The sequence below is a fragment of the Streptomyces monashensis genome (genome assembly GCF_001866665.1).
In the GTDB taxonomy this organism is placed as follows: Bacteria; Actinomycetota; Actinomycetes; order Streptomycetales; family Streptomycetaceae; genus Streptomyces; species Streptomyces monashensis.
Genome location: NZ_MLYO01000063.1, coordinates 116,753 through 143,391, shown reverse-complemented (window position 1 = coordinate 143,391; position 26,639 = coordinate 116,753). Strand labels below are relative to the sequence as shown.

Annotated in this window: 22 protein-coding genes, 2 tRNA genes and 1 pseudogene; 11 read left to right on the top strand and 14 right to left on the bottom strand. The window is 71.3% G+C overall.

The window, feature by feature from the left end:
* Positions 1-173: 173 nt before the first annotated feature.
* Positions 174-2,759, bottom strand: coding sequence for an aminopeptidase N (gene pepN / locus BIV23_RS33805; RefSeq protein WP_071384798.1), 2,586 nt, complete (start codon positions 2,757-2,759; stop codon positions 174-176).
* 131 nt (positions 2,760-2,890) lie between these two features.
* On the opposite strand from pepN, the gene BIV23_RS33800 reads away from it, so the two are divergent.
* Positions 2,891-3,529: a mycothiol-dependent nitroreductase Rv2466c family protein gene (locus BIV23_RS33800; protein ID WP_071384797.1), complete on the top strand. Its 639-nt coding sequence runs from the start codon at positions 2,891-2,893 to the stop codon at positions 3,527-3,529.
* Positions 3,530-3,637: 108 nt separating this feature from the next.
* Here the strand turns inward: BIV23_RS33800 and BIV23_RS33795 are convergent, their stop codons facing one another.
* The 8 genes from BIV23_RS33795 to BIV23_RS33760 form a co-directional block, all read right to left on the bottom strand.
* The gene (locus tag BIV23_RS33795) at positions 3,638-4,285 is read right to left on the bottom strand and encodes a superoxide dismutase (RefSeq protein WP_071384796.1); all 648 of its coding nucleotides are present in this window, start codon (positions 4,283-4,285) and stop codon (positions 3,638-3,640) included.
* 125 nt (positions 4,286-4,410) lie between these two features.
* The gene (locus BIV23_RS33790) at positions 4,411-5,799 is read right to left on the bottom strand and encodes an amino acid permease (protein ID WP_071384795.1); all 1,389 of its coding nucleotides are present in this window, start codon (positions 5,797-5,799) and stop codon (positions 4,411-4,413) included.
* Positions 5,800-5,924: 125 nt separating this feature from the next.
* Positions 5,925-6,821 (bottom strand): TauD/TfdA dioxygenase family protein, encoded by an 897-nt coding sequence (locus tag BIV23_RS33785; RefSeq protein WP_071384794.1) that lies wholly within the window; start codon positions 6,819-6,821, stop codon positions 5,925-5,927.
* Positions 6,822-6,840: 19 nt separating this feature from the next.
* Positions 6,841-8,184 carry an LLM class flavin-dependent oxidoreductase gene (locus BIV23_RS33780; RefSeq protein WP_107471348.1) on the bottom strand — a complete coding sequence of 448 codons (1,344 nt, stop codon included), beginning with the start codon at positions 8,182-8,184 and terminating at the stop codon, positions 6,841-6,843.
* Positions 8,181-8,915: an ABC transporter ATP-binding protein gene (locus BIV23_RS33775; protein WP_071384793.1), complete on the bottom strand. Its 735-nt coding sequence runs from the start codon at positions 8,913-8,915 to the stop codon at positions 8,181-8,183. The genes BIV23_RS33780 and BIV23_RS33775 overlap by 4 nt, the downstream gene beginning before the upstream one ends.
* Positions 8,891-9,736 carry an ABC transporter permease gene (locus tag BIV23_RS33770; protein ID WP_071384792.1) on the bottom strand — a complete coding sequence of 282 codons (846 nt, stop codon included), beginning with the start codon at positions 9,734-9,736 and terminating at the stop codon, positions 8,891-8,893. Before BIV23_RS33770 ends, BIV23_RS33775 begins: the two co-directional genes overlap by 25 nt.
* Positions 9,733-10,776 carry an ABC transporter substrate-binding protein gene (locus tag BIV23_RS33765; protein WP_071384791.1) on the bottom strand — a complete coding sequence of 348 codons (1,044 nt, stop codon included), beginning with the start codon at positions 10,774-10,776 and terminating at the stop codon, positions 9,733-9,735. Before BIV23_RS33765 ends, BIV23_RS33770 begins: the two co-directional genes overlap by 4 nt.
* 221 nt (positions 10,777-10,997) lie before the next feature.
* Positions 10,998-12,212 carry an ROK family protein gene (locus BIV23_RS33760; protein ID WP_071384790.1) on the bottom strand — a complete coding sequence of 405 codons (1,215 nt, stop codon included), beginning with the start codon at positions 12,210-12,212 and terminating at the stop codon, positions 10,998-11,000.
* A gap of 476 nt (positions 12,213-12,688) precedes the next feature.
* On the opposite strand from BIV23_RS33760, the gene BIV23_RS33755 reads away from it, so the two are divergent.
* A complete protein-coding gene (locus BIV23_RS33755; RefSeq protein ID WP_071384789.1) occupies positions 12,689-13,273 on the top strand; it encodes a biotin transporter BioY in 585 nt (194 codons plus the stop codon).
* On the opposite strand, the pseudogene BIV23_RS33750 reads toward BIV23_RS33755, so the two are convergent.
* A pseudogene (locus BIV23_RS33750) lies at positions 13,257-14,599 on the bottom strand (FAD-binding oxidoreductase). The gene BIV23_RS33755 and the pseudogene BIV23_RS33750 overlap by 17 nt on opposite strands.
* A 76-nt stretch (positions 14,600-14,675) precedes the next feature.
* Positions 14,676-16,100: an amino acid permease gene (locus BIV23_RS33745; protein ID WP_071384788.1), complete on the bottom strand. Its 1,425-nt coding sequence runs from the start codon at positions 16,098-16,100 to the stop codon at positions 14,676-14,678.
* Positions 16,101-16,383: 283 nt separating this feature from the next.
* On the opposite strand from BIV23_RS33745, the gene BIV23_RS33740 reads away from it, so the two are divergent.
* Together BIV23_RS33740 and BIV23_RS33735 are read left to right on the top strand one after the other, a co-directional pair.
* Entirely contained in the window at positions 16,384-16,869 is a 486-nt protein-coding gene (locus tag BIV23_RS33740) for a ribose-5-phosphate isomerase (protein WP_071384787.1), read from the top strand.
* Between the two features lie 58 nt (positions 16,870-16,927).
* Positions 16,928-17,737 (top strand): Fpg/Nei family DNA glycosylase, encoded by an 810-nt coding sequence (locus BIV23_RS33735; RefSeq protein ID WP_071384786.1) that lies wholly within the window; start codon positions 16,928-16,930, stop codon positions 17,735-17,737.
* A gap of 14 nt (positions 17,738-17,751) precedes the next feature.
* Here the strand turns inward: BIV23_RS33735 and BIV23_RS33730 are convergent, their stop codons facing one another.
* Positions 17,752-18,999, bottom strand: a complete 1,248-nt coding sequence (locus BIV23_RS33730; RefSeq protein WP_071384785.1) for a GNAT family N-acetyltransferase — start codon at positions 18,997-18,999, stop codon at positions 17,752-17,754.
* 208 nt (positions 19,000-19,207) lie between these two features.
* Between BIV23_RS33730 and BIV23_RS33725 the strand changes: the two genes are divergently transcribed.
* Both BIV23_RS33725 and BIV23_RS33720 read left to right on the top strand, forming a co-directional pair.
* Positions 19,208-20,392 carry a PP2C family protein-serine/threonine phosphatase gene (locus BIV23_RS33725; protein ID WP_071384784.1) on the top strand — a complete coding sequence of 395 codons (1,185 nt, stop codon included), beginning with the start codon at positions 19,208-19,210 and terminating at the stop codon, positions 20,390-20,392.
* Between the two features lie 166 nt (positions 20,393-20,558).
* Positions 20,559-21,110, top strand: coding sequence for an HD domain-containing protein (locus BIV23_RS33720; RefSeq protein WP_079173579.1), 552 nt, complete (start codon positions 20,559-20,561; stop codon positions 21,108-21,110).
* Positions 21,111-21,119: 9 nt separating this feature from the next.
* Here BIV23_RS33720 and BIV23_RS33715 read toward each other — a convergent pair whose 3' ends face one another.
* Positions 21,120-22,307, bottom strand: a complete 1,188-nt coding sequence (locus BIV23_RS33715) for an acyltransferase family protein (RefSeq protein ID WP_107471347.1) — start codon at positions 22,305-22,307, stop codon at positions 21,120-21,122.
* A 431-nt stretch (positions 22,308-22,738) separates the two neighbouring features.
* Between BIV23_RS33715 and BIV23_RS33710 the strand changes: the two genes are divergently transcribed.
* On the top strand, positions 22,739-22,933 hold the full coding sequence (locus BIV23_RS33710) for a hypothetical protein (protein WP_071384783.1): 195 nt from the start codon (positions 22,739-22,741) through the stop codon (positions 22,931-22,933).
* Between the two features lie 69 nt (positions 22,934-23,002).
* Here the strand turns inward: BIV23_RS33710 and BIV23_RS33705 are convergent.
* Positions 23,003-23,073 (bottom strand) — tRNA-Gly (locus BIV23_RS33705).
* 191 nt (positions 23,074-23,264) lie between these two features.
* On the opposite strand from BIV23_RS33705, the gene BIV23_RS33700 reads away from it, so the two are divergent.
* The 4 genes from BIV23_RS33700 to BIV23_RS33685 all read left to right on the top strand — a co-directional run bounded on the left by BIV23_RS33700 (position 23,265) and on the right by BIV23_RS33685 (position 26,609).
* Positions 23,265-23,341: transfer RNA gene (locus BIV23_RS33700), tRNA-Pro, on the top strand.
* Between the two features lie 190 nt (positions 23,342-23,531).
* Positions 23,532-24,908: a trigger factor gene (tig, locus tag BIV23_RS33695; protein ID WP_071384782.1), complete on the top strand. Its 1,377-nt coding sequence runs from the start codon at positions 23,532-23,534 to the stop codon at positions 24,906-24,908.
* 353 nt (positions 24,909-25,261) lie between these two features.
* Entirely contained in the window at positions 25,262-25,867 is a 606-nt protein-coding gene (locus BIV23_RS33690; protein ID WP_071384870.1) for an ATP-dependent Clp protease proteolytic subunit, read from the top strand.
* Positions 25,868-25,934: 67 nt separating this feature from the next.
* Positions 25,935-26,609 carry an ATP-dependent Clp protease proteolytic subunit gene (locus tag BIV23_RS33685; RefSeq protein WP_071384871.1) on the top strand — a complete coding sequence of 225 codons (675 nt, stop codon included), beginning with the start codon at positions 25,935-25,937 and terminating at the stop codon, positions 26,607-26,609.
* Positions 26,610-26,639 lie beyond the last annotated feature (30 nt).

Below are 26,639 nucleotides of genomic sequence, written 5' to 3'. Positions count from 1 at the left end.
ACCGCTGTTACACGGCCGTTGAAGAATGCGGACAAGCCGGGACTAAAGGTCAGGTGTTCGGTTGCCGAATAGGCAGCGAAAACCCCTGGTCCGATTGGGGGCGGACCAGGGGTTACGGCTGCGGTTGACCGAATTTCGTAACGGTCACCTACGGGGCAGGCTCAGGCCAAGGCTCAGCGGGTGCCGGCCTCCGCGTCGCACTCCTGTGCGCGCAGCGCCCGCGCCAGGTCGTCCCGCGCCTCCAGGACGAGCCGGCGCAGCGCCGGGGCCGCGTCGCGGTGCTCCCGAAGCCACGCGTCCGTCGCCGCCAGCGTCTCCGGACGGTCCTGGAGCGCCGGGAACAGACCCCGTACGACGTCCATGCCGATCTGGATCGACCGCTCCCGCCACACCCGCTCGATCGCCGCGAAGTACTTCTCGGCGTACGGCGCGGTCAGCTCCCGCTGCGAGGCCCGGTCGAAGCCCGCGATCGTCGCCTCCACCAGCGCGTTCGACAGCGCGTCGGACTCCACGACCTGCGCCCACGCCTGCGCCTTGACCGCCGCCGAGGGGCGGGCCGCGAGGCAGCGGACCTGGTGGCGCTTGCCGGACGCCGTGTCGTCGCGGGCCAGTTCGGCGGCCAGCGCCGACTCGTCCGCCACGCCGTGCGCGGCCAGCGGCTCCAGGAACGCCCAGCGCAGCTCCTGGTCCACCTCCAGGCCGTCGATCGTCGTCGTGCCGTCCAGCAGCCCGGTCAGCAGCTCGAACGCCTCCGGCGCGTCGGCCACGCGCGCGTAGAACCGCGCCCACGCCAGCTGGTGCTCACTGCCCGGCTCGGCGGCGTGCAGCTCGGCCGAGGCGCCCCGGCACAGCTCCCGCCCGGCCTCCGCGCGCCGCCCGGTCGCGGTGTAGTGCACCGCCGCCGACTCCGCCCACGCGTGCAGCATCTGGAGCACGCCGATATCGGACTCCCGGCCCGCGAACCTCAGCACCAGCGCGATGAAGTCCCGGGCCGGCAGCAGCGCGTCCCGCGTCATGTTCCACAGCGCCGACCAGCACAGCGCGCGCGCCAGCGGGTCCGTCAGCTCGCCCAGGTGGCCGCGCAGGGTGTCCAGCGAGGCCGCGTCGAAGCGGATCTTGCAGTACGTCAGGTCGTCGTCGTTGACCAGGACCAGGTCCGGCGCGTCGGCGCCCGCCAGCTCCGCGACGACCGTGCGCGGGCCCTCCACGTCGGTCTCCACGCGCGCGTACCGCTCCAGCGCGCCCTCGGCCGTACGCCGGTACAGCCCCACCGCGACCCGGTGCGGCCGCAGCTCGGGGTGGGTCCCGGGTGCCTCCTGCACCACCGCGAGCTCACGGACGCGGGAGTCTTCGAGCAGCACCTGCGGGGTCAGCGAGTTGACCCCGGCCGTCTGGAGCCAGGAGCGCGCCCAGGCCGACATGTCCCGGCCGCTGGTCTCGCCGAGCGCCGACAGCAGGTCGCCGAGGCGCGTGTTGCCGTACGCGTGCCGCTTGAAGTAGCGCCGGGCGCCCTCCAGGAACGCGTCCTGGCCGACGTACGCCACCAGCTGCTTGAGCACCGAGGCGCCCTTGGCGTACGTGATGCCGTCGAAGTTCAGCTTGGCGTCCTCCAGGTCGCGGATGTCCGCCGTGATCGGGTGCGTGGAGGGCAGCTGGTCCGCGCGGTAGGCCCACGCCTTGCGGCGGTTGGCGAAGGTGATCCAGGCGCCGGTGAAACGGGTCGCGCCGACGTTCCCGAACGAGCCCATGAAGTCCGCGAAGGACTCCTTCAGCCACAGGTCGTCCCACCACTCCATGGTGACCAGGTCGCCGAACCACATGTGGGCCATCTCGTGCAGGATGACGTTGGCCCGGGCCTCGTACGACGCCTGCGTCACCTTGCCGCGGAAGATGTACTCCTCGCGGAAGGTCACCAGACCCGGGTTCTCCATCGCGCCCAGGTTGTACTCGGGCACGAACGCCTGGTCGTACTTCCCGAACGGGTACGGGTAGTCGAAGTGGTCGTGGAAGAAGTCCAGGCCCTGCTTGGTGACCAGGAAGACGTCGTCGGCGTCGAAGTGCGGGGCGAGCCCCTTGCGGCACATCGCGCCGAGCGGGATCTCCAGCTTGGAGCCGTCCTCGAGGGTGCGGGTGTAGGAGTCGGTCACGTAGTGGTACGGCCCCGCCACCACGCAGGTGATGTACGTCGGGATCGGCTTGGTCTCCGCGAACTTCCAGACGCCGTCGGTCAGTTCGCCCGCGCCGTTGCTCCACACCGTCCAGCCCTCGGGGGCCCGGACCTCGAAGCGGTACGGCGCCTTCAGGTCCGGCTGCTCGAAGTTCGCGAACACCCGGCGGGAGTCGGCCGGCTCGTACTGCGTGTAGAGGTAGACCTCGCCGTCCTCGGGGTCGACGAAGCGGTGCAGGCCCTCGCCGGTGCGGGAGTAGGCGCACCGGGCGTCCACCACCAGCTCGTTCTCCGCCGCCAGGTCCTCCAGCAGGATCCGCGCGCCGTCGAAGACCTCGCCCGGGTCCAGGTCGCGCCCGTTGAGCGACACCGACGTCACGTCCGGCGCGATCAGGTCGGCGAAGCTCGCGGCGCCCGGCTCGGTGCAGCGGAAGCGGATCGTGGTCACCGAGCGGAACGTGCGCGGCGCTCCGCCCTCGGACCCTCCGTCCCCGACGGCGGACCGCAGGTCCAGGGACACGTCGTACCCGTCGACCGACAGCAGGGCGGCCCGCTCCCGGGCCTCGTCGCGGGACAGATTCTCACCGGGCACGGGCGGCACTCCTTGGCTGGTGTTCGGTATGTGGACAGGGCGATCCTGCCATGCGCTCCTGACCGGGTCAGCAGGGAATGGCGGCGCGACCGGTGGCGTTCACGCGGAAAAGGTTCCTCATGAGGAGAGACATGTCGGACAAGACTCCTGTCGACTTCTGGTTCGACCCGCTGTGCCCCTGGGCCTGGATGACCTCCCGTTGGGTGCTGGAGGTGGAGAAGGTCCGGGACATCGAGGTCCGCTGGCACCTGATGAGCCTCGGCGTCCTCAACGAGAACAGGCTCGACGAGCTGCCCGAGGAGTACCGGGAGCTGCTGGAGACCAAGGCGTGGGGCCCGGTCCGCGTCGTCATCGCGGCCCAGCAGGAGCACGGCCCGGAGGTGCTCGGCGACCTCTACACCGCGCTCGGCACCCGCATCCACAACCGGGAGGAGGGGGCGGAGAAGTCGACCGTGGCGGCCGCCCTGAAGGACGTCGGGCTGCCCGACTCCCTCATGGACCACTGGGACTCGACCCCCTACGAGGCCGAGCTGCGCGCCTCCCACAAGGAGGGCATCGACAAGGTCGGCCAGGACGTCGGCACCCCGGTCATCGCGGTCCCGGGCCCCGACGGCGAGCAGATCGCCTTCTTCGGCCCGGTCGTCACCCCGGCCCCGAAGGGCGAGGAGGCGGCCCGGCTGTGGGACGGCACGGTCGCCGTCGCGTCGGTGCCGGGCTTCTACGAGATCAAGCGGACCCGCACCAAGGGCCCGGACTTCAGCAACCTGTAGGCCACGACGGAAGACCCCCGCGAGTCACGTCCTCGCGGGGGTCTTCCTCTTTCCGCCTGCCGCCGTGAAGGGTGAGAAGACGATCACGAGGCAGGACGCTCGGGGGCCTCAGGGGGCGAGCAGCAGCACGTTCGCGCGGGACTTCGCGGCCTCGTAACGGCGGGCCACGTCCTGCCAGTTGACGACGGCCCACATGGCCTCGACGAAGTCGACCTTCTGGTTGCGGTACTGGAGGTAGAAGGCGTGCTCCCAGGCGTCGAAGACCAGGACCGGGGTCGAGCCCTGGCCGACGTTGCCCTGGTGGTCGTAGACCTGCTCGACGACCAGCCGCCCGCTCAGCGGCTCGTACGCCAGCACGCCCCAGCCGGAGCCCTGGGTGGTGGCCGCGGCCTTGGACAGCTGGGTCCTGAACGCGGCGAAGGAGCCGAACGACTCCTTGATCGCCTCGGCCAGCTCGCCCACGCCGTCGGCCGCGAGCGGCTCGCCGCCGCCGTCCTTCGGGCCGGTCATGTTCTGCCAGTAGATGCTGTGCAGGATGTGCCCGGAGAGGTGGAAGGCCAGGTTCTTCTCCAGCCCGTTGACCGAGCCCCAGCTCTCCTTGTCCCGTGCCTCGGCCAGTTGCTCCAGCGTGTCGTTGGCGCCCTTCACATAGGCCGCGTGGTGCTTGTCGTGGTGCAGCTCGATGATCTCCGGGCTGATCACGGGGGCGAGCGCGGAGTAGTCGTACGGCAGGTCGGGCAGCGTGTAGACGGGCATGGGTGATCCCCTCCGGAACCTTATTGCAAAGTACTTGCAAGTGCAGGCTAGCAACAAGAGTGTCGGGGCAACAGAAAGGCCCCCGCGTGTCGGACGCGGGGGCCTTCACGGGCGGGCGGAGGCGATCAGCCGGTCCTGGCCCGTAGCTTCTGCCGGCCGTAGCCCACGGCCGCCAGCACCGCCGTCATGCCGCCGGTGAAGTACAGCTGGACGCGGGTGTCCGCCTCGCGGGCCATCAGGACGAAGATCGCGGCCATGCCGGCCAGGGCGACCCAGGTGAGGACGGGGAACGCCCACATGCGGACGACCAGCTTCTCGGGGGTCTCGCTCTCGACGCGGCGGCGCAGCAGCAGCTGGGAGACGGCGATGAAGATCCAGACGACCAGAATGACCGCGCCGATCATGTTCAGCAGCCACTTGAAGATGTCGTTCGGCCGCCAGTAACTGAGCAGCACGCACACGAAGCCCAGCACGGAGGAGGTCAGCACCGCGACGCGCGGGACGCCGCCGGACAGCCTCGCCAGCACCTTCGGCCCCTGGCCGCGGTCGACCAGCGAGTAGGCGATGCGCGAGGCGCCGTAGATGTTGGCGTTCATCGCGGAGAGCAGGGCGACCAGGACGACCACGTTCATCAGCCGGCCCGCGCCGGGGATGCCCAGGTGGTCGAGCGTGGCGACGTAGGGGCCCTCGGAGACGACCGCCCCGGAGTTCCACGGGACCAGGGTGACCACGACCGCCATCGAGCCGATGTAGAACAGCGCGATGCGCCACATCGCCGTACGGACGGCGGACGCCACGCCCCGCACCGGGTCCTCCGACTCGGCCGCCGCGATGGTGACCGTCTCCAGGCCGCCGTAGGCGAAGACGGACGCGAGCAGGCCGATGATCAGGCCGTTGCTGCCGTGCGGGAAGAAGTCGGACAGGTTCGCGGTGCCGGGCGCGTCCGTGCCGGGCAGCACGCCCGCGATGGCCAGCACGCCGAGGACCAGGAAGAGGGAGATCGCGCCGACCTTCAGCGTGGCGAACCAGAACTCGAACTCGCCGAAGTTCTTCACGGCGGCCAGGTTCGTCCCGCAGAAGACGACCATGAACAGCGCCACCCACAGCCACTCGGGCGTGCCGGGCAGCCAGCCGGAGACGATGTGGGCCGCGCCGATGCCCTCCAGGCCGACGGCCGTGCACAGCAGGATCCAGAAGGACCAGCCGGCGGCGAAGCCCGCCCACGGGCCGATCGCCCGCTCGGCGTGCGCCGAGAAGGAGCCCGAGGACGGGTAGGCGGCCGACATCTCGCCCAGCATCCGCATCACCAGCATCACCAGCAGCCCCGAGACCGTGTAGGCGATGACGATGGACGGTCCGGCGGCGGCGATGCCCGCACCGGAGCCGACGAACAGGCCCGCGCCGATGACGCCGCCCAGGGCGATCATCGACAGATGGCGCTGCTTGAGGCCGTGCGAGAGGGAGGCGCCGTCCTGTTGCTGTGGCGGCGTCTCGGTGGTCGTGCTGCTGGGCATGGGCGCGGCTCTCCCGGGCAGGGCAATGGGCGGGCAAAAACCCCGCCAGTCTGGGCGGCCCGTCCGCTGACGCGAAGGAGCCGCCCAGTATCCGGACACCCTCCGCACGGAGGGTGTCCGGACGGTCACGCCGCCGCGGGCACCGGTGTGTAGTGCGAGGCGTCGCCCTCGATCGAGTAGCTCTCCTTCCCCTCGACACCGACCGGGACGTCACCGGCGACGGTCACCCGGTGCAGCCGGCGCGGCAGGCCGTCGTAGTTGTCGATGGCGTAGTGCTGGGTGATCCGGTTGTCGAACAGGACCAGCTCGTTCTCCGCCCAGCGGTGGCGCAGCACGTTCTCCGGGCGGGTGACGTAGGCCTGGAGCAGGTCGAGCACCTTGCGGGACTCGCCGACGGACAGGCCCACGATCCGCTGCGCGAACCCGCCGACGAACAGGCCGCGCTCGCCGGTCAGCGGGTGCACGCGGACCACCGGGTGCGCGGTGCGGTACGTGATGGACGTGAACCGGGCGCGCTGGGCCGCCTGCTCCGCGTCGATCTCCTCGTCCGGCACCGCGTAGTCGTAGTCGTTGGTGTGCTCGGCCCACAGGGTGTCGGCGAGGCGGCGCAGCGGCTCGGGCAGGTCGCGGTAGGCGGCCGCCGCGTTCGCGATCAGGGTCTCGCCGCCGTACGGGGGGATCGTGATCGAGCGCAGGGTGCTGGCCTGCGGCGGGTTGAGGACGAAGGTGACGTCGGTGTGCCAGTGGTTGGCCCGGCCCTGCTCGCTGTCCACGGGCAGCACGTTGGGCGCGCCGTCGACCGCGCCGACCGTCGGGTGGGCGGTGGTCAGGTCCCCGAAGTACCGGGCGAAGGCCTGCTGGCCGGCGTCGTCGAGGTCGCCCGCGTCGAAGACGAGCGCCTTGTGGGCGTTCAGGGCCTCGCGGATCGCGGTGACCTCCTCCGGGGCGAGGGGTCGGGTGATGTCGACGCCCGAGACACGGGCGCCGACGCGGGCGGTGACCTTGGTGATCTGGAGGGACATGGACGGTTCCTTTCGGATGTCAGGCGAGGGCGGGGGCGGGGGTCAGGTACTGATTGGCGGGGCGGGGCAGGCCGTAGCGCTCACGGAGGGTCTGCCGGGGGCCGTATTCGCCGCGGAACAGACCTCGGGCGCGCAGGATCGGTACGACGTGCTCGACGAAGGCGTCCAGGCCGGAGGGCAGCACCGGGGGCATGATGTTGAAGCCGTCGGCGGCGCCCTGCGTGAACCAGGTCTCGATCCGGTCGGCGACCTGCTCGGGCGTGCCGGCGAAGGTGAGGTGCCCGCGCCCGCCGCCGAGCCGTCCGATCAGCTGCCGGACGGTGAGCCGCTCGCGCCGGGCCAGTTCGACCACGAGCGTGTAGCGGCTCCTGGCACCCTCGATGGCCGACTCGGGCGGCAGATCGGCGGGGAGTCCGGCATCCAGCTCCAGCGCCCCGGCGGGGAGTCCCAGCAGGTTCTCCAGCCGGGCCACCCCGTGGTCGTACACGATGTGGTCCTCCAGCAGCCGCTCGGCCGCCCGCGCCTGCGCCTCCGTCGGGCCGAGGACGGGCACGATCCCGGGCAGCACCTTGATGTGTCCGGGGTCGCGGCCCGCCCGCTCCGTCCGGGACTTGAGGTCGGCGTAGAAGGCCTGCGCGTCGGCGAGGGTCTGCTGCGCGGTGAAGACCGCCTCCGCGTACCGGGCCGCGAACGCCTTGCCGTCCTCGCTCGACCCCGCCTGCACGAGCAGGGGGTAACCCTGGGGCGAGCGCGGGACGTTGAGGGCGCCGGCGACGCTGAAGTACGGGCCCTGGTGCGCGGGCGGATGGATCTTGCTGTCGTCGCCCCAGACGCCGGCCGCCTTGTCGGCGACGATCGCGTCGTCCTCCCAGCTGTCCCACAACTTCAGCGCCACGTCGAGGAACTCGGCGGCGCGGGCGTACCGCTCGGCGTGCGCGGGCTCCGCGTCGAGCCCGAAGTTGCGCGCGGCCTCCGCTCCGGCCGTGGTGACGATGTTCCACCCGGCCCGGCCGCCGCTGACGATGTCCAGCGAGGCGAACTTCCGGGCCAGGTTGTAGGGGGAGTTGTAGGAGGTGGAGGCGGTGGCGATCAGGCCGATGTGTTCGGTCGCCGTCGCCAGCGCGGTCAGCAGCGTCAGCGGTTCCAGGGCGCCGGCCGGGCGCTGCGCGAGATTGCCCCACAGCTGGGGGCCGTCGGCGAGGAAGAGCGAGTCGAAGGTGCCGCGCTCGGCGATCTGCGCGAGCCGTACGTAGTGCCGGAGGTCGACGTGTGCGTACGGGTCGCTCTCCGGCAGCCGCCACGACGCCTCGTGGTGCCCGGTGTTCATCAGGAACGCGTTCAGGTGGAGCCTTCTGTCTGTCACTGGTGGTCCTCCGTGACGCCCAGGGCGGCCAGCAGCCGCTCGCGGTACTCGCCCAGGACCGGCTCGCGGTACGAGCGCGGATGGGGGCGGTCGATGGTCAGGTCGAGGCCGATGCGGCCCCGGTCGAGGACGAGGACCCGGTCGGCGAGCACGATCGCCTCGTCCACGTCGTGGGTGACCAGCAGCACGGACGGCCGGTGCCGCTGCCACAGGTCGCGCAGCAGGGCGTGCATCCTGATCCGGGTCAGCGCGTCCAGCGCGCCGAACGGCTCGTCGGCCAGGAGCAGTTCGGGCTCGCGGACCAGGGAGCGGGCGAGCGCGGCCCGCTGGGACTCGCCGCCGGACAGCTCGCCCGGCCAGGCCCGCTCGCGCCCCTTCAGCCCGACCTCCGCGAGGGCGGCCCGGCCCCGCTCGGCGGCGTCCTTGCCGTCGGTGCCCAGCAGCACGTTGTCCAGCACCCGGCGCCAGGGCAGCAGCCGGGAGTCCTGGAAGACGACCGACACCCGCTCCGGCGCCGTGAGCCGCCCGCCGCCCGCGACCCCGTGGTCCAGCCCCGCGATCGCCCGCAGCAGCGTGGACTTGCCCGAGCCGCTGTGCCCGAGCAGGGCCGTGAACTGTCCGGCGGGCAGTTCGAGATCGATGCCGTCGAGGACGGTGCGCCCGCCGAACGACCGGGTCAGGCCCGCGAGCCGTACGGCGGGACGGGTCAGCTGCTCAGTGTGCGGCGCCATGACAGCACCCTCCGTTCGACGAGTCGGACCGCGCTGTCGGAGACCAGGCCGAAGACGCCGTAGATCAGGAGCCCGACCAGGATCACGTCGGTCTGGCCGTAGTTCTGCGCCTGGAACATCAGGTAGCCGAGGCCGCTGGTGGCGTTGATCTGCTCCAGCACCACCAGGCCCAGCCAGGAGCCGGTCACCCCGAGCCGGAGTCCCACGAAGAATCCGGGCAGCGCGCCGGGGATCACCACCTGGCGGACGAAGGCGAGCCTCGACAGGCCCTGCACCTCGGCGAGTTCGACGTACCGGCTGTCGATGCCGGCCAGCGCGGCATGCGTGTTCAGATAGACCGGGACGTAGACGACGATCGCGATGATCGCGACCTTGAAGGTCTCTCCGATGCCCAGCCAGAGGATGAACAGCGGGATCAGCCCGAGGGTCGGGATCGCCCGGTTGAGCTGCACCGTCCCGTCGATCAGCGCTTCTCCGGTCCGGCTGAGCCCGGCGGCGAGCGCGAGCAGCACGCCCGCCGCGAGCCCGATCGCGAAGCCGTACGCGGCACGCTTCAGGGAGGTCAGGACGTCGGTGGACAGCGTGCCGTCGGTCCACAGACGACCGGCGGTCCTCAGCACCGTCCAGGGCGCTGGTACGGCGCTCGTGTCGAGGGTTCCGGCGGCGGAGGCGGCGGCCCAGAGCACCAGGACGAGCAGGGGGCCGACCAGCCGGGCGGCGGGCAGCCGGCGGCCGGGGGAGAGCCGGCGGCGCCGCCGGACCTGGGGGAGTTCCTGGGCCTGGGCCGCCGGGACGGCGGTCGTCGTGGTCACGGCGGTCATTTCCGGTACTCCTCGGGTACGGCCTTGGCGGCGATCGACTCGAAGCGGTGGTCGAAGAGCGAGGAGACGTCGAACTTCTTCACGAACCCGCCCTCGGCGAGCAGGTCGGCGGTCTCCTGCTCCCACCTGATCGCCTCGTCCCAACGGGGCGGAAACAGCGGCTTGTTGGCCAGCCTGGTGATGCCCTGCGCCTGCTGGAGGGTCAGGTTCTGGGTCCTGACGTAGAACTCCTCGTTCCACGCGTCGGGGTGCTCGTACGTCCACACCTGGCCCTGGGCCCACCGCGGGATGTAGGCGGCGACCGCGGCGGCCTTCGCGGGGTCGTTGAGCACGGACTGCGGGGCCCACAGCAGGTTCAGCAGGTCGACGACGTCCGTGTCGACGGCGCGGGCGCCCTTGGGCCCGTACCGCTTCAGGTAGGCGGGGGCCTGGCTGATGGCGAGCGGGGCCACGTCGACCTGCCCGGACTGCAGGGCGGTGAAGAACTGGTTGCTGGTCAGCGGGACCAGCTTCACGTCGCCGTACGCCAGGCCGGCCTGCTTCAGCGCGCGCAGCAGGACGACGCCCTGTGCCTGGCCCTGTGAGAAGGCGAGCCGTTTGGCCTTGAAGTCGTGGACGGTGCGGATGTCGCTGCCGGGCCCGGTGGCGAAGAGGTAGTTCGGCTTGCGGGTGATGTCGATCGCCACGATCTTCGCGTCGTAGCCCTGGTAGTGCGCCTGGATCGGCGGAATGCCCGCGTTGTTCGCGAGGTCGAGGGACCCCGCGCGGAAGGCGTTGATGACATCCGGACCGGCGCCGATGTTCAGCCACTCCGACACCGTGAAGGGCGGCGCGGGCAGCTTCGCCAACCGGGCCTGGAGCCGCTGCTGGCCCAGATAGTCGCTGATCTTCAGGCTGGTCCCGGCCGGGACCTTGTCGGCGAGGGGCCTGGTGGCGGCGCCCTCGGTGTCGGCGGAGGCATCGCCCTTGGCGCAGCCGCTGAGGCCTGCCACGGCTGCGGACGCACCCAGCAAGGAGGAGAGGAAGACACGACGGTGCATGGGAGAACTCCCAGGGGAAAAGGGGGAAACGCAGCAGGAATTCCGGGCAGGCAGGCCGGAACGGGAAAGACTCAGGCAACGGGAAAGCTCACGCAGCGGGAAACACGCGCTTCATGCGTGGCAATGTGTCAGCAACAGAGGGTGCGACAGCTCCTGAGCGGGTCCATGACCAGCATGTTCCCGGCCACGATCGCCCCCTGTCAACATTCCGAGTTTCTGAATTAAATACCCTCAGGTGACGCGCCCAGCGGATCGCGGAACAGCACGTCCAGCGCCACCGAACCGCCGGCCACGGCCAGTACGGAATCCGGGAAACTCGTCGGCAGAACGGCCGCCGTACGACGTATTCCGGCCGCTTCTCTGAGGGCGGCGAGGCAGTCCTCGAAGTGGATGACCCCGACCTCGGTGACGACGACCGTCTCCGGATTGAGCACGTCCAGCAGCAGCCCGGCCGCCCGCCCCGTCATCCGGGCCCGCTCCACCAGCAGCCGCCGGGCCACCGCGTCCCCGGCCGTCGCCGCGGCCACCACGTGCATCGGGTTCACCGAGTCGGTCACCCCGGCCACCCGGGCCCGCCGGCACAGCGTCCGCTCGCTCAGCTCCACCTGGAGGCAGCCGGTGCGGCCGCACGGGCAGGGCTCGGTGCCGCCCGGCAGCGGCAGATGCGCGATCGCCCCGGCCGCCGAACGCGGCCCGTGGTGCACCTCGTCATGGGTGGCGAAGGCCGCGTCGACCACGTTGCCCACGAACAGATGCAGCACGCTCCCGCTGCCTCGGGCCCGCCCGAACAGCCGCTCCCCGTTCACCAACGCCCGCGCGTGCCCGTCCACATGGACCGGGAGCCCGGTACGCGCGCCGAGCAGCTCCCGCACCGGCACCTCCCGCCAGCCCAGCAGCTCGTGCTCCACCACCGTGCCCGTCGCCCGGTCCACCCAGCCGCCGACGGCCACCCCGACCCCGAGCGCCCGCCGGCCCGGCACCCCGGCCAGCAGCCCCGCGAGCCCCTCGGCGGCCCGCGCCAACACCGGGCCGGGCTCGGTGCGTTCGTGCTTCAGCTCGCGCCGGGCCACCACGCGGCCGCGCAGGTCCAGCAGGGCGACCGTGGTGTACGGCACGGCCACGTGCACCCCGCCGACCAGGAACCCGGTGTCGTCCAGATCGACGGGGACATGCGGCCGGCCGACCCCGTTCGAGCGGCGCGGCGCGGCGGACTCCCGGATCAGGCCGAGGCCGGCGAGCCGGGCGCAGTGCTCGGTCACCGACGCCGGCGACAACCCGGTCAGCCGGGCGACGGTGCTGCGCGCCACCGGTCCGTGCTCCAGCACGGACCGCAGGACGACACTGGCGCTGGTACGCCGCCGGTCGCTGTCGGCGGCCCGCGGGACGGGCGAGTGCGGAACGGGCGAGTCGAGGGTGGACACCGCGGTACGGGGCATGGAGGACCGTCCTCGGGAACGGGGGCCGACACGTCGCGGGAGGGCGGGGCGTGCCGAGCAGGCCCTAACCCGGGCGGCGACAGGTGGCCGCGCCCTGGCGTCGCAGGTCGACGTAGCGACGCGACGTGAAGTACCGGGCCTGGGCAACCATGTGAGCGAAGCTAGCAAAACGCCCCCGCGCTGCCCAGAGCACGACCGACGGGCGAGACGGGCCCCGCGGGTGCTTCGGGGACTCGGCGTATCGGCCGGGGCTTTGGCGGGAACCCACAGTCCCGGTCCGCCGTGCGGAAGTGAGCCGGGCGTCTCCACCTCAGTGACCGGCATCACGCCGTACCCGGTGTAACCCACATCCTTTGTACGGAGCCCACCAACGCCCGGCGGGGGCCTTTGTCGACCGATGACGGTGATCGACGCGAGCGGCGCGGTATAGCGTCACGATGTTCCCGCCTGCCCGCCCACTCACCCGCGGAGTCCCCATGAGCACCGCCACCGCCCTCGCCCGCCCCGGCGCCGTCCTCGCCGACCTGCTTCCGGCGTCCCGTGTCCGCGACGCGGCCCTCGTCGTCGGCGGCGCCGTCCTCACCGGCATCGCCGCCCAGGTGGCCGTCCCGGTGCCGCACTCCCCGGTGCCGGTGACCGGCCAGACCTTCGCCGCGCTGCTCGTCGGCACCGCGCTCGGCGCCCGCCGCGGCTTCCTCTCCCTCGCTCTCTACGCGCTCGCCGGTGTGGCCGGGGTGCCGTGGTTCGCGGACGGCGCCTCCGGTGCCGGCATGGTCTCCTTCGGCTACGTCCTCGGCATGCTGCTCGCCTCGGCCGCCGTCGGCGCCCTGGCCCGGCGCGGCGCCGACCGCTCCCCGCTGCGCATGGCGGGCACGATGGTCCTCGGCGAGGCGGTCATCTACGCCGTCGGCGTGCCCTACCTGGCCCTGGCCGCCCACCTCTCCCTCTCCCAGGCCGTCGCCGCCGGCCTCACCCCGTTCCTGATCGGCGACGCCCTCAAGGCCGCCCTGGCGATGGGCGCGCTGCCCACCGCCTGGAAGGTCGTCAACAAGCAGCGCTGACGCCGTAGTTCCTGCGGAAGAGGTTCGCCGGGTCGTAGTCCTCCTTCACCCGGGCGAGCCTCTTTCGCGTCTCCGGTTCGTACAGTCCCGCGCCCCGGTCGCCCGCCCCGAAGGCGAAGTTGAGCGAGCGCCCCAGGGTGTGCTCGGCCGGCAGCGCGAACACCGGGTCCAGCAGCGCCCGCGCCCGCTCGCCGGCCCTCAGCAGCCGCGCCAGGAACCGTCCCTCGCGCCACGGCACGGCGTTCGGCGCCGGCCGGGCCGGCGCCCCGCCCAGATGGTTGACCTGCACGACACACATCGCGGGCGCCCCGGGCCCCGTCGCCCGCAGCAACTCCCCGGCCCGCTCGACGTCGAGGTCCCGCAGCACCGTGCTGTCGCCGTAGGAGGCGTGCGGGAAGTCCGGGTCGCTGTGGATGGTGTGGCTCTCGGCGTACGGCATCGTGCGCAGCGTGTCCGACAGCGCCGGCCCGATCTCCCGCAGCGGGGCGACCAGGGCGTCCCCGTCGGCGCCGGTGTGGGCCACCCGGACCGAGACGACGTACGTCCCGCGCAGGTGCGGGGGCAGTACGGGCAGATCCGGGTAGGGCACGGCGGCGAAGGACGAGGTCAGCCCGTCCGGCACCGTCCGGGTCCAGGCCTCGTACGCCCGCAGCGGGGCCGCCGGGTCCACCACCCGGCCGTCGAAGGCGAGCGAACCGCCGTACAGGGCGCGCACCGGGACGAGCCCGATCTCCAGCTCGGTGACGATGCCGAGGTTCTGCCCGGCGCCCAGCAGCGCCCGGTACAGCTCGGGGTCAGCCTCAGGGGTGACCCGGCGCACCTCGCCGTCGGCGGTGGCGACCTCCAGCCGGCGCACATGGCCGGCCGCGCAACCGAACTCCCGCGCCAGGATGCCGAGCCCGCCGCCGAGGGTGTACGACACCGCGCCCACGCTCGGCGCCGACCCTCCCCCACTGCCTGAAGCGTGGGAGGTGCCCCCAACGGCGCCAGCCCGTACGGTTCGGCCGCCGTGACCACCTGCCCTCAGCGCACCCCGGCCCGCACCCGGACGGTACGGGCCGCGGGGTCGACGGTCAGCCCGTCCATGTGCCGTGTCGTCACCAGCGGCCCGCCCTCGTACCCGCCGGGCAGCCCGTGCCCGGTCGCCTGGACGCCCACGGGCATGCCGTGCGCGGCCGCGTGGCGTACGGCGGCCACGACGTCGGCCGCCGAGCGGGCGGGGGCGATCAGCGCGGGCCGCTGGGCGAAACCGAGCAGGAAACCGGCGAGTTCGTCGTCGTAGCCCCGGTCGCCGGGGCGGAGGAAGGCGGAGGCGGTGTTGGTCATGGAACGCGGTGTGGCCGCATGACCTGACAGGTGGCGTCAGGTCATGCGGCCATGTACCGGATCCTCGCGCGGGGCGTCAGCCGGTGGTGACCTTCTCGGCCTCCTCGACGGCGGCGGCCGGGACGCGGCCCGCCTCGACCTTCTGCTTCACCACGGCGATGACGACCACGAGCGCCGCCACGCCCAACGACAGCAGCACGGTGGTACGGCCGCTGCTCTCGCCCTTGGTGTCGGTCAGCATGTAGCCGAGGACGAAGACGATGAAGCCGGCCGTCACCCAGGTCAGGTACGGATACAGCCACATCTTCACGACGAGCTTGTCCGGCGCCTCCCGCTGGATGATCCTGCGCATCCGCAGCTGCGAGAAGCAGATGACCAGCCAGACGAACAGGGCCACCGCACCCGAGGAGTTGACGAGGAAGAGGAAGACGGTGTCCGGGTAGGCGTAGTTGAAGAAGACCGCCACGAAGCCGAAGACGACCGACGCCAGGATCGCCGCCATCGGCACACCGCGCGCGGTGGTGCGGGCGAACGCCTTCGGCGCGTCACCGCGCTCGCCCAGCGAGAACGCCATGCGGGAGGCGGTGTACAGGCCGGAGTTGAGACAGGACAGCACCGCCGTCAGCACGACGACGTTCATGATCTCGCCGGCGTGCGCGATCCCGAGGGAGTTCAGCGCGGCGACGTACGAGCCCTGCTTCTCGAGGGACGGGTCGTTCCACGGCAGCAGCGAGACCACGACGAGGATCGAGCCGAGGTAGAAGACGCCGATACGCCAGATGATGCTGTTGGTGGCCTGGGTGACCGCGCGCTGCGGGTTCTCCGACTCCCCGGCCGCCAGGGTGGCGATCTCGCTGCCCATGAACGAGAAGACGACCAGCAGCACACCGGTGAGGATCGTGCCCGGGCCGTGCGGCAGGAAGCCGCCGTGGCTGGTGAGGTTCCCGAAGGACGCCTTGTCGGTGTGCACGCCCGGCAGGACGCCGAACACGGCCAGCAGGCCGATGACGATGAACGCGCCGATCGCCACGACCTTGATGCCGGCGAACCAGAACTCGAACTCGCCGTAGGAGCCGACGGAGACCAGGTTGGTCGCGGTCAGCACGGCCATCACGATGAGCGCCCAGCCCCACTGCGGTACGGCCGGCACCCAGCCCGCGAGGATCTTGGCGCCCGCGGTGCCCTCGACGGCCAGCACGACGACCCAGAAGAACCAGTAGAGCCAGCCGATGGAGAAGCCGGCCCAGCGGCCCAGCGCACGGTCGGCGTGCGCGGAGAAGGAGCCGGAGGTGGGGTTCGCCGCGGACATCTCGCCCAGCATCCGCATCACGAGGACGACGAGGGTGCCGACGAGCGCGTACGACAGGAGGATGCCGGGTCCCGCGGTCGCGATACCGGAGCTGGAGCCGACGAAGAGGCCGGCCCCGATGACGCCACCGATCGCGATCATCGTCAGGTGGCGGTTCTTGAGTCCTGCTTGGAGTCCCGAACCAGGGGTCATGGACGGTTTCCTTTACGCCAGGTGTGGAGCAAATTCGCACGAGCGGTGTACGAGTCGGACCAGTGAATCGGAGGCGAACGGATTCGGGAACCTCCGAAACGGGATCGTTACTTGAGGTTCCCTTGAGGTTCTATGGCTTCGCTCACATATTTCGGACTGAGCGGGGGTCGGGTTCAGGTCGGGTCGGGGTCGCGATCCGGTCGGGTTCGGGTCCCCTCCGGGGCCCGTCGGGCCCCCGGCACCCGGGGCTGCTGCGTCGCATGGGTCATGTCACACTCGTGGCATGCGCGTGTACCTCGGCTCCGACCATGCGGGCTACGAACTCAAGAACCACCTCGTCGACTGGCTCGAGGCGGCGGGGCACGAGCCCGTCGACTGCGGGCCGCACATCTACGACGCCCAGGACGACTACCCGCCCTTCTGCCTCCGCGCCGCGGAGCGTACGGCCGCGGACCCCGAGGCCCTCGGCATCGTGATCGGCGGCTCCGGCAACGGTGAGCAGATCGCCGCGAACAAGGTCAAGGGCGTGCGGGCGGCGCTGGCCTGGAGCGAGGAGACCGCGTCGCTGGGCCGCCAGCACAACAACGCCAACGTGGTGGCCGTGGGCGCGCGCATGCACACGCAGGACGAGGCGACGAAGTTCGTCGAGACCTTCCTCGGCACCCCCTTCTCGGGTGACGAGCGCCACATCCGCCGCATCGACATGCTGTCGGCCTACGAGACGACCGGCGACCTGCCCCCGATCCCGGCCCACCACCCCCAGCAGTAGGGACCCCGGGGGCTCCGCGCCCCCGGCCCTCCGTCCTGCCTGAAAGGACAGCTCAGCCTTGCCGGAAGGGCACACCATTCACCGGCTGGCCCAGGACTACGCCGAGCGTTTCCGGGGCACCGCCCCGCGGGTGACCAGCCCCCAGGGCAAGTTCTCCGACGCCGCCGCCCTTCTGGACAGAGCCACGCTGACGGCCACCGAGGCCCACGGCAAGCACCTCTTCCTCCGCTTCCGGGACACCGACTGGGTCCACATCCACCTCGGACTCTTCGGCAAGGTCGGCTTCGGCGACGCCCCCGCACCCCCGCCGGCCGACACCGTCCGGCTCCGGCTCGTCAACGACACCGCCTACGTCGACCTGCGCGGGCCGACCACGTGTGCGCTGATCACGGACGCCGAGAAGGCCGCCGTGCACGACCGCCTCGGCCCCGACCCGCTGCGCGCGGACGCCGACCCGAGCGCGGTGTACCGCCGCGTCTCCCGCAGCCGCACGACGATCGCCGCCCTGCTCATGGACCAGAAGATCGTCGCGGGCGTGGGCAACGTCTACCGCGCCGAGGTCCTCTTCCGGCACGGCATCGACCCGTACCGGGCGGGCCGGGACATCACCCCGGCGCAGTGGGACGCCGTCTGGGGCGACCTCGTCGCGCTGATGCGCGAAGGCGTGCGGAACAACCGCATCGACACCGTCCGGCCCGAGCACACCCCCGAGGCCATGGGCCGCCCGCCGCGCGTGGACGACCACGGCGGCGAGGTGTACGTCTACCGCCGCGCCACCCAGGCCTGCCACATCTGCGGCGACGAGATCCGCACGGCCGGCCTCGCCGCCCGCAACCTCTTCTGGTGCCCCACCTGCCAGAAGCCCTGAACCGGGCTGCGGCGTCAGAAGCCGTGCGGCAGCCACGGCGGCACCGGTGAGCCGAACGCCACCGACGCCTCCGTGAGCGCCCCCGGCCGCAGCTCCGCCACCCGCCCGGCGCGCGCGAGCGACAGCAGGCTCACCCCGCCGAGGTAGGACGCCCCCAACTCCCGTACCGACAGGGCGAGATCGGCCGCGTCCGTGGTCCGCTCGCAGGACGCGCCCTTCGGGTCGCCGGTGAGCCGCAGCCGGCCCGCGTTCCACGGGCAGAAGGCGTCCTCGACGTCGAGCACGACGTCCACCGGGGTCTGGTACGTGCGGGCGGCGAGGGCCGCGGCGACATCGACCAGGCGGACGTGACCGGAGTCCCGCAGCCGCGGGCGGCAGCGGCGGATGTCGCTCACCAGGTACTGCCAGGCGTCGTCCACGGGGCGTCCGTGCAGGCTCAGCGTCGACATCAGGTCGATGCCGAACAGGAAGCGCCACAGCGCCGCGTCCGTCGCGGGATCCAGCGCGGCCAGGTCCTCCAGCTTCACCGTGCCGTCGTGCCCGTCCGGCCCCCAGCCGAGCTTGGTGCGGTAGCGGGCGTATCCGGTGACCTCGCCGTCCCGCTCCGCGACCACGCACCCCAGCGCCGACGCGCCCTCCCGCTCGCTCTCCGGGTCCAGCAGACCCACCCGCTCCCAGCCCGGCTGCCGGGCCAGCATCCCGGGCCGGCCCGGCACCAGGGCCGCGTACACCGCCTCGCACGCGTCGAGCACGTCGGCGGGCTCCGCGTACCGCACCCGCACGTCGTCCGCGCCGGCGGGCAGCGCGAGCGAGACCCGGCTCGTGTCGATCTCGGCCGTCAGCTGGGAGGCCGCCGCGCCGTAGCCGAAGCGGCCGTAGATGGCCGGTTCGGACGCGAACAGCACCGCCAGGGGCTCGCCCAGCGCCCGCACGTCCTCCAGCTGCCGGCGCATCATCGAGGTCAGCACCCCGCGCCGCCGGTGCGTGGCCGCCACGCTCACCATGGTCACGCCGGCCGCCGGGACCTGGGCGCCGCCCGGCACGGTCATCCGGAAGCTGAACGCCCCGGCCGTCCCGACGATCTCGTCCCCGTCCAGGGCGGCCAGCGAGCGGTCGAACTCCGTGAGGGAACGGTCCAGTTCGCGCTCCTCGGCCGCGGCGACGCCGCCGAAGGCCCGCACCAGCCCGCCCCACCAGCGGTCGAAGTCCTCCGGCCGCAGCACCGTCAACTCGGTCGCGCGATCTGTCCGCTCTGTCCCCATGGCCCATGCCTATCAAGGCGGCCCGGCCCGAGCCAGCGAATTTGCCCGGGGTGGGAGCGCGGCGGCCGCGCGTGCCGTTCACTGTGAGGACCAACTGCGCGCAGGAGCCCCGGAAGAGCACCGGACGAGCCCCGGAGAAGCCCCGGAGGGGGGACAAGTGGGACCTCCCGTGCCAAGCAACCGGTCCGATGGATAGGGTCGCGAACTAATGGCAGCAGGACGACAGCGGCGCGCGAAGGCCGAGACGTTCACGGCCCGGTGGAAGATGCAGTGGCACCGGGTCCGCACCGGCCTGCGCAGAAGCGCCGTGGACTACTTCCGCGGCGACGGCTCGGACTGGATCGCGTTCGCCGGACTGCTGCTGACCATCCCGGTCCTCATGGCCATGACCCTGGTCGACTCGGTGTGGTGCTCCCCGGCCACGCTGGTGCTGCCGATCGTCGCGGGCGGCCTGCTGCTGCGCCCGGCGAGCCTGCTCGGACTCTACGCGGCCGGGGCGACCGCCCTGATCGTGGAGTCGGTCCGCCTGGGCCCGTACACGGAGGGGCCGTCACGTGTCACCCCGGGAGTGGTCCTGGTGGTCGCGGCCTGCGGCTTCTTCGGCCTGCTCACGGCCCAGTTCCGCAGCCGGGTCGGCGTGCCCTGGCGGCGCGGCGGCACCATGCTGTTCGACCTGCGCGAGCGGATCCGGGTACAGAGCAAACTGCCGAAGCTGCCGCAGGGCTGGCACAACGAGATGGCGCTGCGGCCGGCCGGCGGGCAGTCCTTCTCCGGCGACTTCGTCGTCGCGGCCCGTACGAACGGCGGCCGCACCCTGGAGGTCGTGCTCACGGACGTCTCCGGCAAGGGCATGGACGCGGGCTCGCGCGCCCTCCTCCTGTCGGGCGCCTTCGGCGGCCTCCTCGGCTCCCTGCCCCCGCACGCCTTCCTCCCCGCCGCGAACGGCTACCTCCTCCGCCAGGACTGGGACGAGGGCTTCGCCACCTCCATCCACCTCGTCCTCGACCTCGACTCCGGGGACTACGAGCTCTACACCGCCGGCCATCCGCCTGGCCTCCAGCTCAGCGCGGGCAGCGGCCGCTGGGAGGAGAAGGCCGCCGAGGGCCCGCTGCTCGGGGTGTACGACGGCGCGCAGTTCGACCCCGTGAAGGGCTCGCTGCGCCCGGGCGACGTCCTGATGCTCTTCACCGACGGCCTGGTGGAGACCTCCGACCGGGACATCGTCGAGGGCATGGACCGCCTCACCGGCGAGGCCGACCGCTACGTCGCCGGCGGCTTCCACGGCGCCGCCTGGCATCTGATCGAAGCCGTGGCCAAGGACGTCAACGACGACCGGGCCCTGCTCCTGATCTGCCGCCAGTCGACACCCTCGGCACCGACGCCGTCCCACTGATCCGTCCTGTGCCCGGGTGCCCCCGTCGGCGGGGCACGGAGGACGTCGGGCGGGAGACGTGCGGACGGCTGCTCCGGACACGTGGGTGACCCGGTACCGCGTTCGACGGCAGCGCGGGGCATCGGGCAGGGGCCCGTGCGCATCGGGTACGCGGCACACTGGGGCGATGACACAGTCCACGCCCTCCTCGTCATCCGTGCCCGTGCCCGTGCCCGAGCCGACGCCCGCTCCCGCGCCCCTGCTGACGCTCGCCGAGGTGGAGGCTCTGGCGCGGGCCGCTCACGCGGGGCAGACCGACAAGGCGGGACGGCCGTACGCCGGGCACCTCGCCGCCGTCGCCGAGGGCGTGCGCGTCCGCGGCGGGGATGCGGAGCAGATCGCGGCGGCCTGGCTGCACGACGCCGTCGAGGACGACGCGCTCAGCCGGGAGTGGCTGGCGGCCGCCGCCCTGACCGAGCGCACCAAGGCAGTCGTCGACGCCCTCACCAAGCGGGCGGGGGAGGAGCCGGCGGCGTACGCGCGGCGGATTCTCGCCACCCCGGGCGCACGCCTGGTGAAGGAGGCCGACCTGGCGCACAACGCCGACCCGGAACGCCTCGCGGTCCTGGCCGAGCCGACCCGCAGCCGGCTGACCGAGAAGTACGCGCGGATGCGCGCGCTGCTCGGCCTCGGCGAAGAGCGAGACGAAGGGAGAGGTGAAGAGGGAGGCGAAGCGTGAGCCGGGCAGCTAGGCGGTGACCGACTCCCGGACCGCGGCCTTCTTCTCCAGCTCGCGGGCGAGTTCTGCCGCGTCCTGGCGGAACGCCCACCCCATCCTCGGCTCCATCGCGAAGCGGAAGACCCGCTGGACCGGCTTGGTGCACAGGAGCGTGACGACGGCGCCCGCCAGCAGCGTCACGAGGATCTCGCCGAGCGGGCCGTGCAGCCAGGCGTGGTCGAACCAGCCGCCGTAGGTGGCGGTCTTCACCACGAAGCCGTGCAGCAGGTAGCCGTACAGGGTGCCCGCGCCGAGCGCGGTGAACCACGTCCTGCGCCGTGGCACCCACGCGAAGAAGACGGCGGTCAGCAGCAGCGCACAGGCGAACAGCGCCAGCGTCATGAGCGGGCCGGTCCACCACGGCGCGCCCAGCTTCTGCGCGGCGCTCTCCCGGTAGAACCAGTTGTCGTCCAGCCGCGGCGCGCTCCACCAGCCGACCGCCAGCGCCACCGCGGCCACCGGCACCGACGCGATCCGCACCCACCTGCGGCGCAGCACGGTGAAGTGCTCGGGTTCCAGCCTCAGGCCCAGCACGAAGAAGGGCAGGAACTGCAGGACGCGCCCGAAGTCCAGGGCGCCCCCGGTGCCCATGGAGACCGAGCCGACCATGGCGATCCCGAGCGCGACCGGCACGGGCCGGCGCACCAGTTTCCACAGGGGGCTGCTCAGGCGCCAGACGAACAGCGCGCACAGGAACCACGTCAGGTACCAGGGGGAGACGAGGTCGAACGGCTCGGGGGAGTGGCCGACGAAGCGCCGGAACAGCAGATACGCCGTCTGGAACACGACATACGGCACGGCGATCCCGGTGACCAGGCGCTTCAGCCGGTCGGGGCGCATGTCGAAGCTGCGCGAGAAGTAGCCGGAGATGATGACGAACGCCGGCATGTGGAAGGTGTACACGACGTTGTAGAGGCCTTCGAGGACGCGGCTGTCGCCCTTGAGCGGCGCCCAGCAGTGGCCCGCGGCCACCAGCACGATCGCCAGGTACTTGACGTTGTCGAAGAACGCGTCGCGCGATGCGCCCGGTCTGCCGGCCGGAGGCTGCCGCTCCCGCGCACCGGCCGGGGTACGCGGACCGGGCACCCCGTCCGCCGGCACGCGCGACGGAGGAAGTGCCCTGCGGAAGTGACCGAGAGGCGAAGCGGCGTCGAACATCTGAGGCACCCTAGCCTCGGCCGCGGAATTTCGTAAAACCCGCCCGGTCATTCCTCGTTAATGTCTTCGAATGTCCCATGATTTACATGCACTTGGATCGCCGATTCACCCGAGATGTCCCCATTCATACCCACTAAATGGGGCATATTGCTGCTCTGTGCGATCAATTCGAATTACCTGCGCACAGGATGTGTGGAGGTGGAAACGAAGTGGCGTAATTACCGGGGGAGTCGCTCCGGTTGCGGTGGCCTAATTGCCAGGCGTCGCTTCGCTCGAACCCGTCCGGTATCCGGCGTCCCGCCCCTGATGTATCCCCGACGTTCCGTCATGGGCCGCATAGCGTGCCCCGGTTGGTGGCACGATGGTTCTGGCGGGGGTGCGGGCCGTACCTCCGGGCCGGGAGAGCGGACCGACCTAGGGTGTGATCAGTTGTGGCCATTTCACTGTCTGTGGTGTTGCTGTTGGCGGTCGTCCTGGTGGTGCTGATCCGCGGGGGCAACATCAAGGCGGGTCCCGCCATCGTCGCCGTACTGTTCGGCTTCTTCCTGGCCTCCACCGGCATGGCCCCCTCCATCACGCGGTTCCTGGACTCGATAGCGCAGTCCATCAACTCGATCAAGTTCTGAGCGGCCCCGGGACAAGCGAAGGCCCAGGGAAGAGGAGGACGTCCTCTCACCTGGGCCTTCGGCATACAGAGCGGGCGACGGGAATCGAACCCGCGTAGCTAGTTTGGAAGACTAGGGCTCTACCATTGAGCTACGCCCGCAAGCGTGCGCCGCAGGTCGGTGACCTCGGCACTGGAGGCATCGTAGCGGGTCGCCCGGCGCCGAGGCCAACGGCTTCCGCTCCGGCGCTCCGCCGGCCCTGCGCGAGCCACCCTGGGCCCTCCCGTGCGCCGCCCCGGAGAATGCGGCCGACGCGGGCGGCTGGGGCATGTACCCTACGTGTCGCACCAGACGGGGTGTGGCGCAGCTTGGTAGCGCGTCCGCTTTGGGAGCGGAAGGCCGTGGGTTCAAATCCCGCCACCCCGACCACCGGCTCACGGCGTCGTGACGATCCGTCGCGATGATCGCCTTTTGGGGCGCTGACCGGCTGCGGTTACTATGCAAGCTGCGCGCCCGTGTGTCCCGGCCCCATGGCCTACGTACTCCTCCGGGCGACGAATCCGCCGGACCTGTCTGGCTCCGGCAGAAACCAAGAAGTCAGCCACAAGGAGACCGAACCGTGAAGAGCGCCGTGGAGACCCTGAACCCGACCCGGGTTCGGCTCACTGTCGAGGTGCCCTTCGAGGAGCTCAAGGACAGCCTCGACGCGGCGTACAAGAAGATCAACCAGCAGGTCACGGTGAAGGGCTTCCGCAAGGGCAAGATCCCGGCCCGGGTCATCGACCAGCGGTTCGGCCGCGGTGCGGTGCTGGAGGAGGCCGTCAACGACGCGCTCCCGAAGTTCTACACCGAGGCGGTCAACGAGGCCGAGCTGGACCCGCTGGGCCAGCCCGAGGTCGACATCACGGAGCTGAAGGACGGCGAGACGCTGAACTTCACCGCCGAGGTCGACGTCCGCCCCGCCCTGGAGATCCCGGACTACTCCGGCATCGAGGTCGAGGTCGACGCCGTCGAGGTCACCGACGAGGACGTCGAGAAGTCGGTCGAGCAGCTCCGCGAGCGCTTCGCCTCCACCTCCCCGGTCGAGCGCGCCGCCGAGGACGGCGACGTCGTCACCATCGACCTGGAGGCCAAGGTCGACGGCGAGGTGCTGGAGGACGGCATCGCGAACGGCGTCTCCTACACCATCGGCTCCGGCGAGCTGCTCGACGGCATCGACGACGCCGTGAAGGGCCTGGAGGCCGGTGGCGAGGCCACCTTCACCTCCGAGCTGAAGGGCGGCTCCGCGGCCGGCAAGGAGTCCGAGGTCACCGTCAAGGTCACCCAGGTCGCCGCCCGCGAACTCCCCGAGCTGGACGACGACTTCGCGCAGCTCGCCTCCGAGTTCGACACCCTGGACGAGCTGAAGGCCGACAGCCGCAAGCGCCTGGCCAACATGAAGCAGTTCGACCAGGCCACCCAGGCCCAGGAGCGCGTCCTGGAGAAGCTCCTCGAGCTGGTCGAGGTCCCGGTCCCCGAGAAGCTGCTCGAGGACGAGGTCAACACCCGCAAGCACAACCTGGAGCACCACCAGCTCGGCCAGATGGGCCTCGACCTGGCGAAGTACCTGGAGATCCAGGGCAAGACCGCCGAGGAGTTCGAGACCGAGACCCGGGAGGCCGCGGTCAAGGGCATCAAGACCCAGTTCGTCCTCGACGAGCTGGTCAAGAAGGAGCAGCTGAACGTCAACCAGGAGGAGCTCACCGAGCACCTCATGCGGCGCGCCGCCTCCTCCGGCATGTCCCCCGACCAGTTCGCCCAGGCCGTCGTCGAGGGTGGCCAGGTGCCGCTCCTGGTCGGCGAGGTCGCCCGCGGCAAGGCCCTGGCCGTCGTGGTCGAGGCCGCCACGGTGAAGGACACCAACGGCGAGATCGTCGACCTGGACGACGAGGACGAGGAGACGGAGACCGAGGCCGCCGAGGCGTCGGAGACCTCCGAGGAGAAGACCGAGGGCTGAGCCGGCCCTGCGGCGCCTGTAAGGCACGTACGACGGGCCCCTGGGACGGCTTCCGCCCCGGGGGCCCGTTCGTCGTACCTGGGGACTGACCAGCCCCATGGGGCGCGGGGCTGCATCGATGTGCGGCTCCGCCGCGAGGGCGCGACACGCCACGACGGACCCGCAGCCGCCGACGCACCGCACATCCGACGGCGAGAGGCACCCGGCACCCGGCGGAGCCGCTACGCCCCCGGCGAACACCGTCATCTGCGGGATTCCCGGGAGGGAGCATCGCGTTAGGGTCCATGAAAGGCAGAACAATGAGACGGCCCGGCGCCGTCGTAAGACGAGCAGGTGGATACGTGACGAATCTGATGCCCTCCGCCGCCGGCGAGCCTTCCATCGGTGGTGGCCTCGGCGACCAGGTCTACAACCGGCTGCTCGGCGAGCGGATCATCTTCCTCGGCCAGCAGGTTGACGACGACATCGCCAACAAGATCACCGCACAGCTGCTGCTCCTTGCCGCCGACCCGGACAAGGACATCTACCTGTACATCAACAGCCCCGGCGGCTCGGTGACGGCCGGCATGGCGATCTACGACACCATGCAGTACATCCCGAACGACGTGGTCACGATCGGCATGGGCATGGCCGCCTCGATGGGCCAGTTCCTGCTCACCGGCGGCACCGCCGGCAAGCGGTTCTCCCTGCCGCACACGGACATCATGATGCACCAGGGCTCCGCGGGCCTGGGCGGTACGGTCTCGGACATCAAGATCCAGGCCCAGTACCTGCTGCGCACCAAGAAGACGATGACCGAGCTGACCGCGCGGCACTCCGGCCAGAGCGTCGAGACGATCCTCCGCGACGCCGACCGCGACCGCTGGTTCACCCCGGAAGAGGCCAAGGAGTACGGTCTCATTGACGAGATCATCACGAACGCCTCGGGTGTTCCGGGAGGCGGCGGCACCGGTGCCTGACCGGCCCGGCCACGCCACGCACCGCCGAGACCCCAGCCCCCAGAACGCCACCAGGACGGTGAACCCCATGACCAATTCCTCCGGCTTCCCCGGCGCCGCCAGCGGCATGTACGAAGGGCCCCGCCCCGACGCCCGCTACGTCGTCCCGCGCTTCGTCGAGCGCACCTCCCAGGGCATCCGCGAGTACGACCCGTACGCGAAGCTCTTCGAGGAGCGCGTGATCTTCCTGGGCGTCCAGATCGACGACGCCTCCGCCAACGACGTCATGGCGCAGCTGCTGTGCCTGGAGTCGATGGACCCGGACCGGGACATCTCGATCTACATCAACAGCCCCGGCGGCGACATGACCGCCCTCACGGCGATCTACGACACGATGCAGTTCGTGAAGCCCGACATCCAGACGGTCTGCATGGGCCAGGCGGCCTCCGCCGCGGCCATCCTGCTCGCCGCCGGAACGCCCGGCAAGCGCATGGCGCTGCCGAACTCGCGCGTGCTGATCCACCAGCCGGCGGGCTCCACCGGCCGCGGCCAGCTCTCCGACCTGGAGATCATCGCCAACGAGTTCACCCGGATGCGTGAGCAGCTGGAGAACATGCTGGCCAAGCACTCGAACCAGCCGCTGGAGAAGATCCGCGAGGACATCGAGCGCGACAAGATCCTCACGGCCGAGGAGGCGCTGGAATACGGCCTCGTCGACCAGATCATCTCCACCCGCAAGCTGAACAACGAAGCGGTCCGCTGACGCGGAGCGGCATACTCTGAGCCCCTCTTG

Coding starts and splice junctions, on each gene's coding strand:
- BIV23_RS33800 (WP_071384797.1), top strand. CDS start 2,891: ATGTCGGACAAGACTCCTGTCGACTTCTGGTTCGACCCGCTGTGCCCC.
- BIV23_RS33795 (WP_071384796.1), bottom strand. CDS start 4,285: ATGCCCGTCTACACGCTGCCCGACCTGCCGTACGACTACTCCGCGCTC.
- BIV23_RS33790 (WP_071384795.1), bottom strand. CDS start 5,799: ATGCCCAGCAGCACGACCACCGAGACGCCGCCACAGCAACAGGACGGC.
- BIV23_RS33785 (WP_071384794.1), bottom strand. CDS start 6,821: ATGTCCCTCCAGATCACCAAGGTCACCGCCCGCGTCGGCGCCCGTGTC.
- BIV23_RS33775 (WP_071384793.1), bottom strand. CDS start 8,915: ATGGCGCCGCACACTGAGCAGCTGACCCGTCCCGCCGTACGGCTCGCG.
- BIV23_RS33770 (WP_071384792.1), bottom strand. CDS start 9,736: ATGACCGCCGTGACCACGACGACCGCCGTCCCGGCGGCCCAGGCCCAG.
- BIV23_RS33765 (WP_071384791.1), bottom strand. CDS start 10,776: ATGCACCGTCGTGTCTTCCTCTCCTCCTTGCTGGGTGCGTCCGCAGCC.
- BIV23_RS33760 (WP_071384790.1), bottom strand. CDS start 12,212: ATGCCCCGTACCGCGGTGTCCACCCTCGACTCGCCCGTTCCGCACTCG.
- BIV23_RS33755 (WP_071384789.1), top strand. CDS start 12,689: ATGAGCACCGCCACCGCCCTCGCCCGCCCCGGCGCCGTCCTCGCCGAC.
- BIV23_RS33745 (WP_071384788.1), bottom strand. CDS start 16,100: ATGACCCCTGGTTCGGGACTCCAAGCAGGACTCAAGAACCGCCACCTG.
- BIV23_RS33740 (WP_071384787.1), top strand. CDS start 16,384: ATGCGCGTGTACCTCGGCTCCGACCATGCGGGCTACGAACTCAAGAAC.
- BIV23_RS33730 (WP_071384785.1), bottom strand. CDS start 18,999: ATGGGGACAGAGCGGACAGATCGCGCGACCGAGTTGACGGTGCTGCGG.
- BIV23_RS33725 (WP_071384784.1), top strand. CDS start 19,208: ATGGCAGCAGGACGACAGCGGCGCGCGAAGGCCGAGACGTTCACGGCC.
- BIV23_RS33720 (WP_079173579.1), top strand. CDS start 20,559: ATGACACAGTCCACGCCCTCCTCGTCATCCGTGCCCGTGCCCGTGCCC.
- BIV23_RS33715 (WP_107471347.1), bottom strand. CDS start 22,307: ATGTTCGACGCCGCTTCGCCTCTCGGTCACTTCCGCAGGGCACTTCCT.
- BIV23_RS33690 (WP_071384870.1), top strand. CDS start 25,262: ATGCCCTCCGCCGCCGGCGAGCCTTCCATCGGTGGTGGCCTCGGCGAC.
- BIV23_RS33685 (WP_071384871.1), top strand. CDS start 25,935: ATGACCAATTCCTCCGGCTTCCCCGGCGCCGCCAGCGGCATGTACGAA.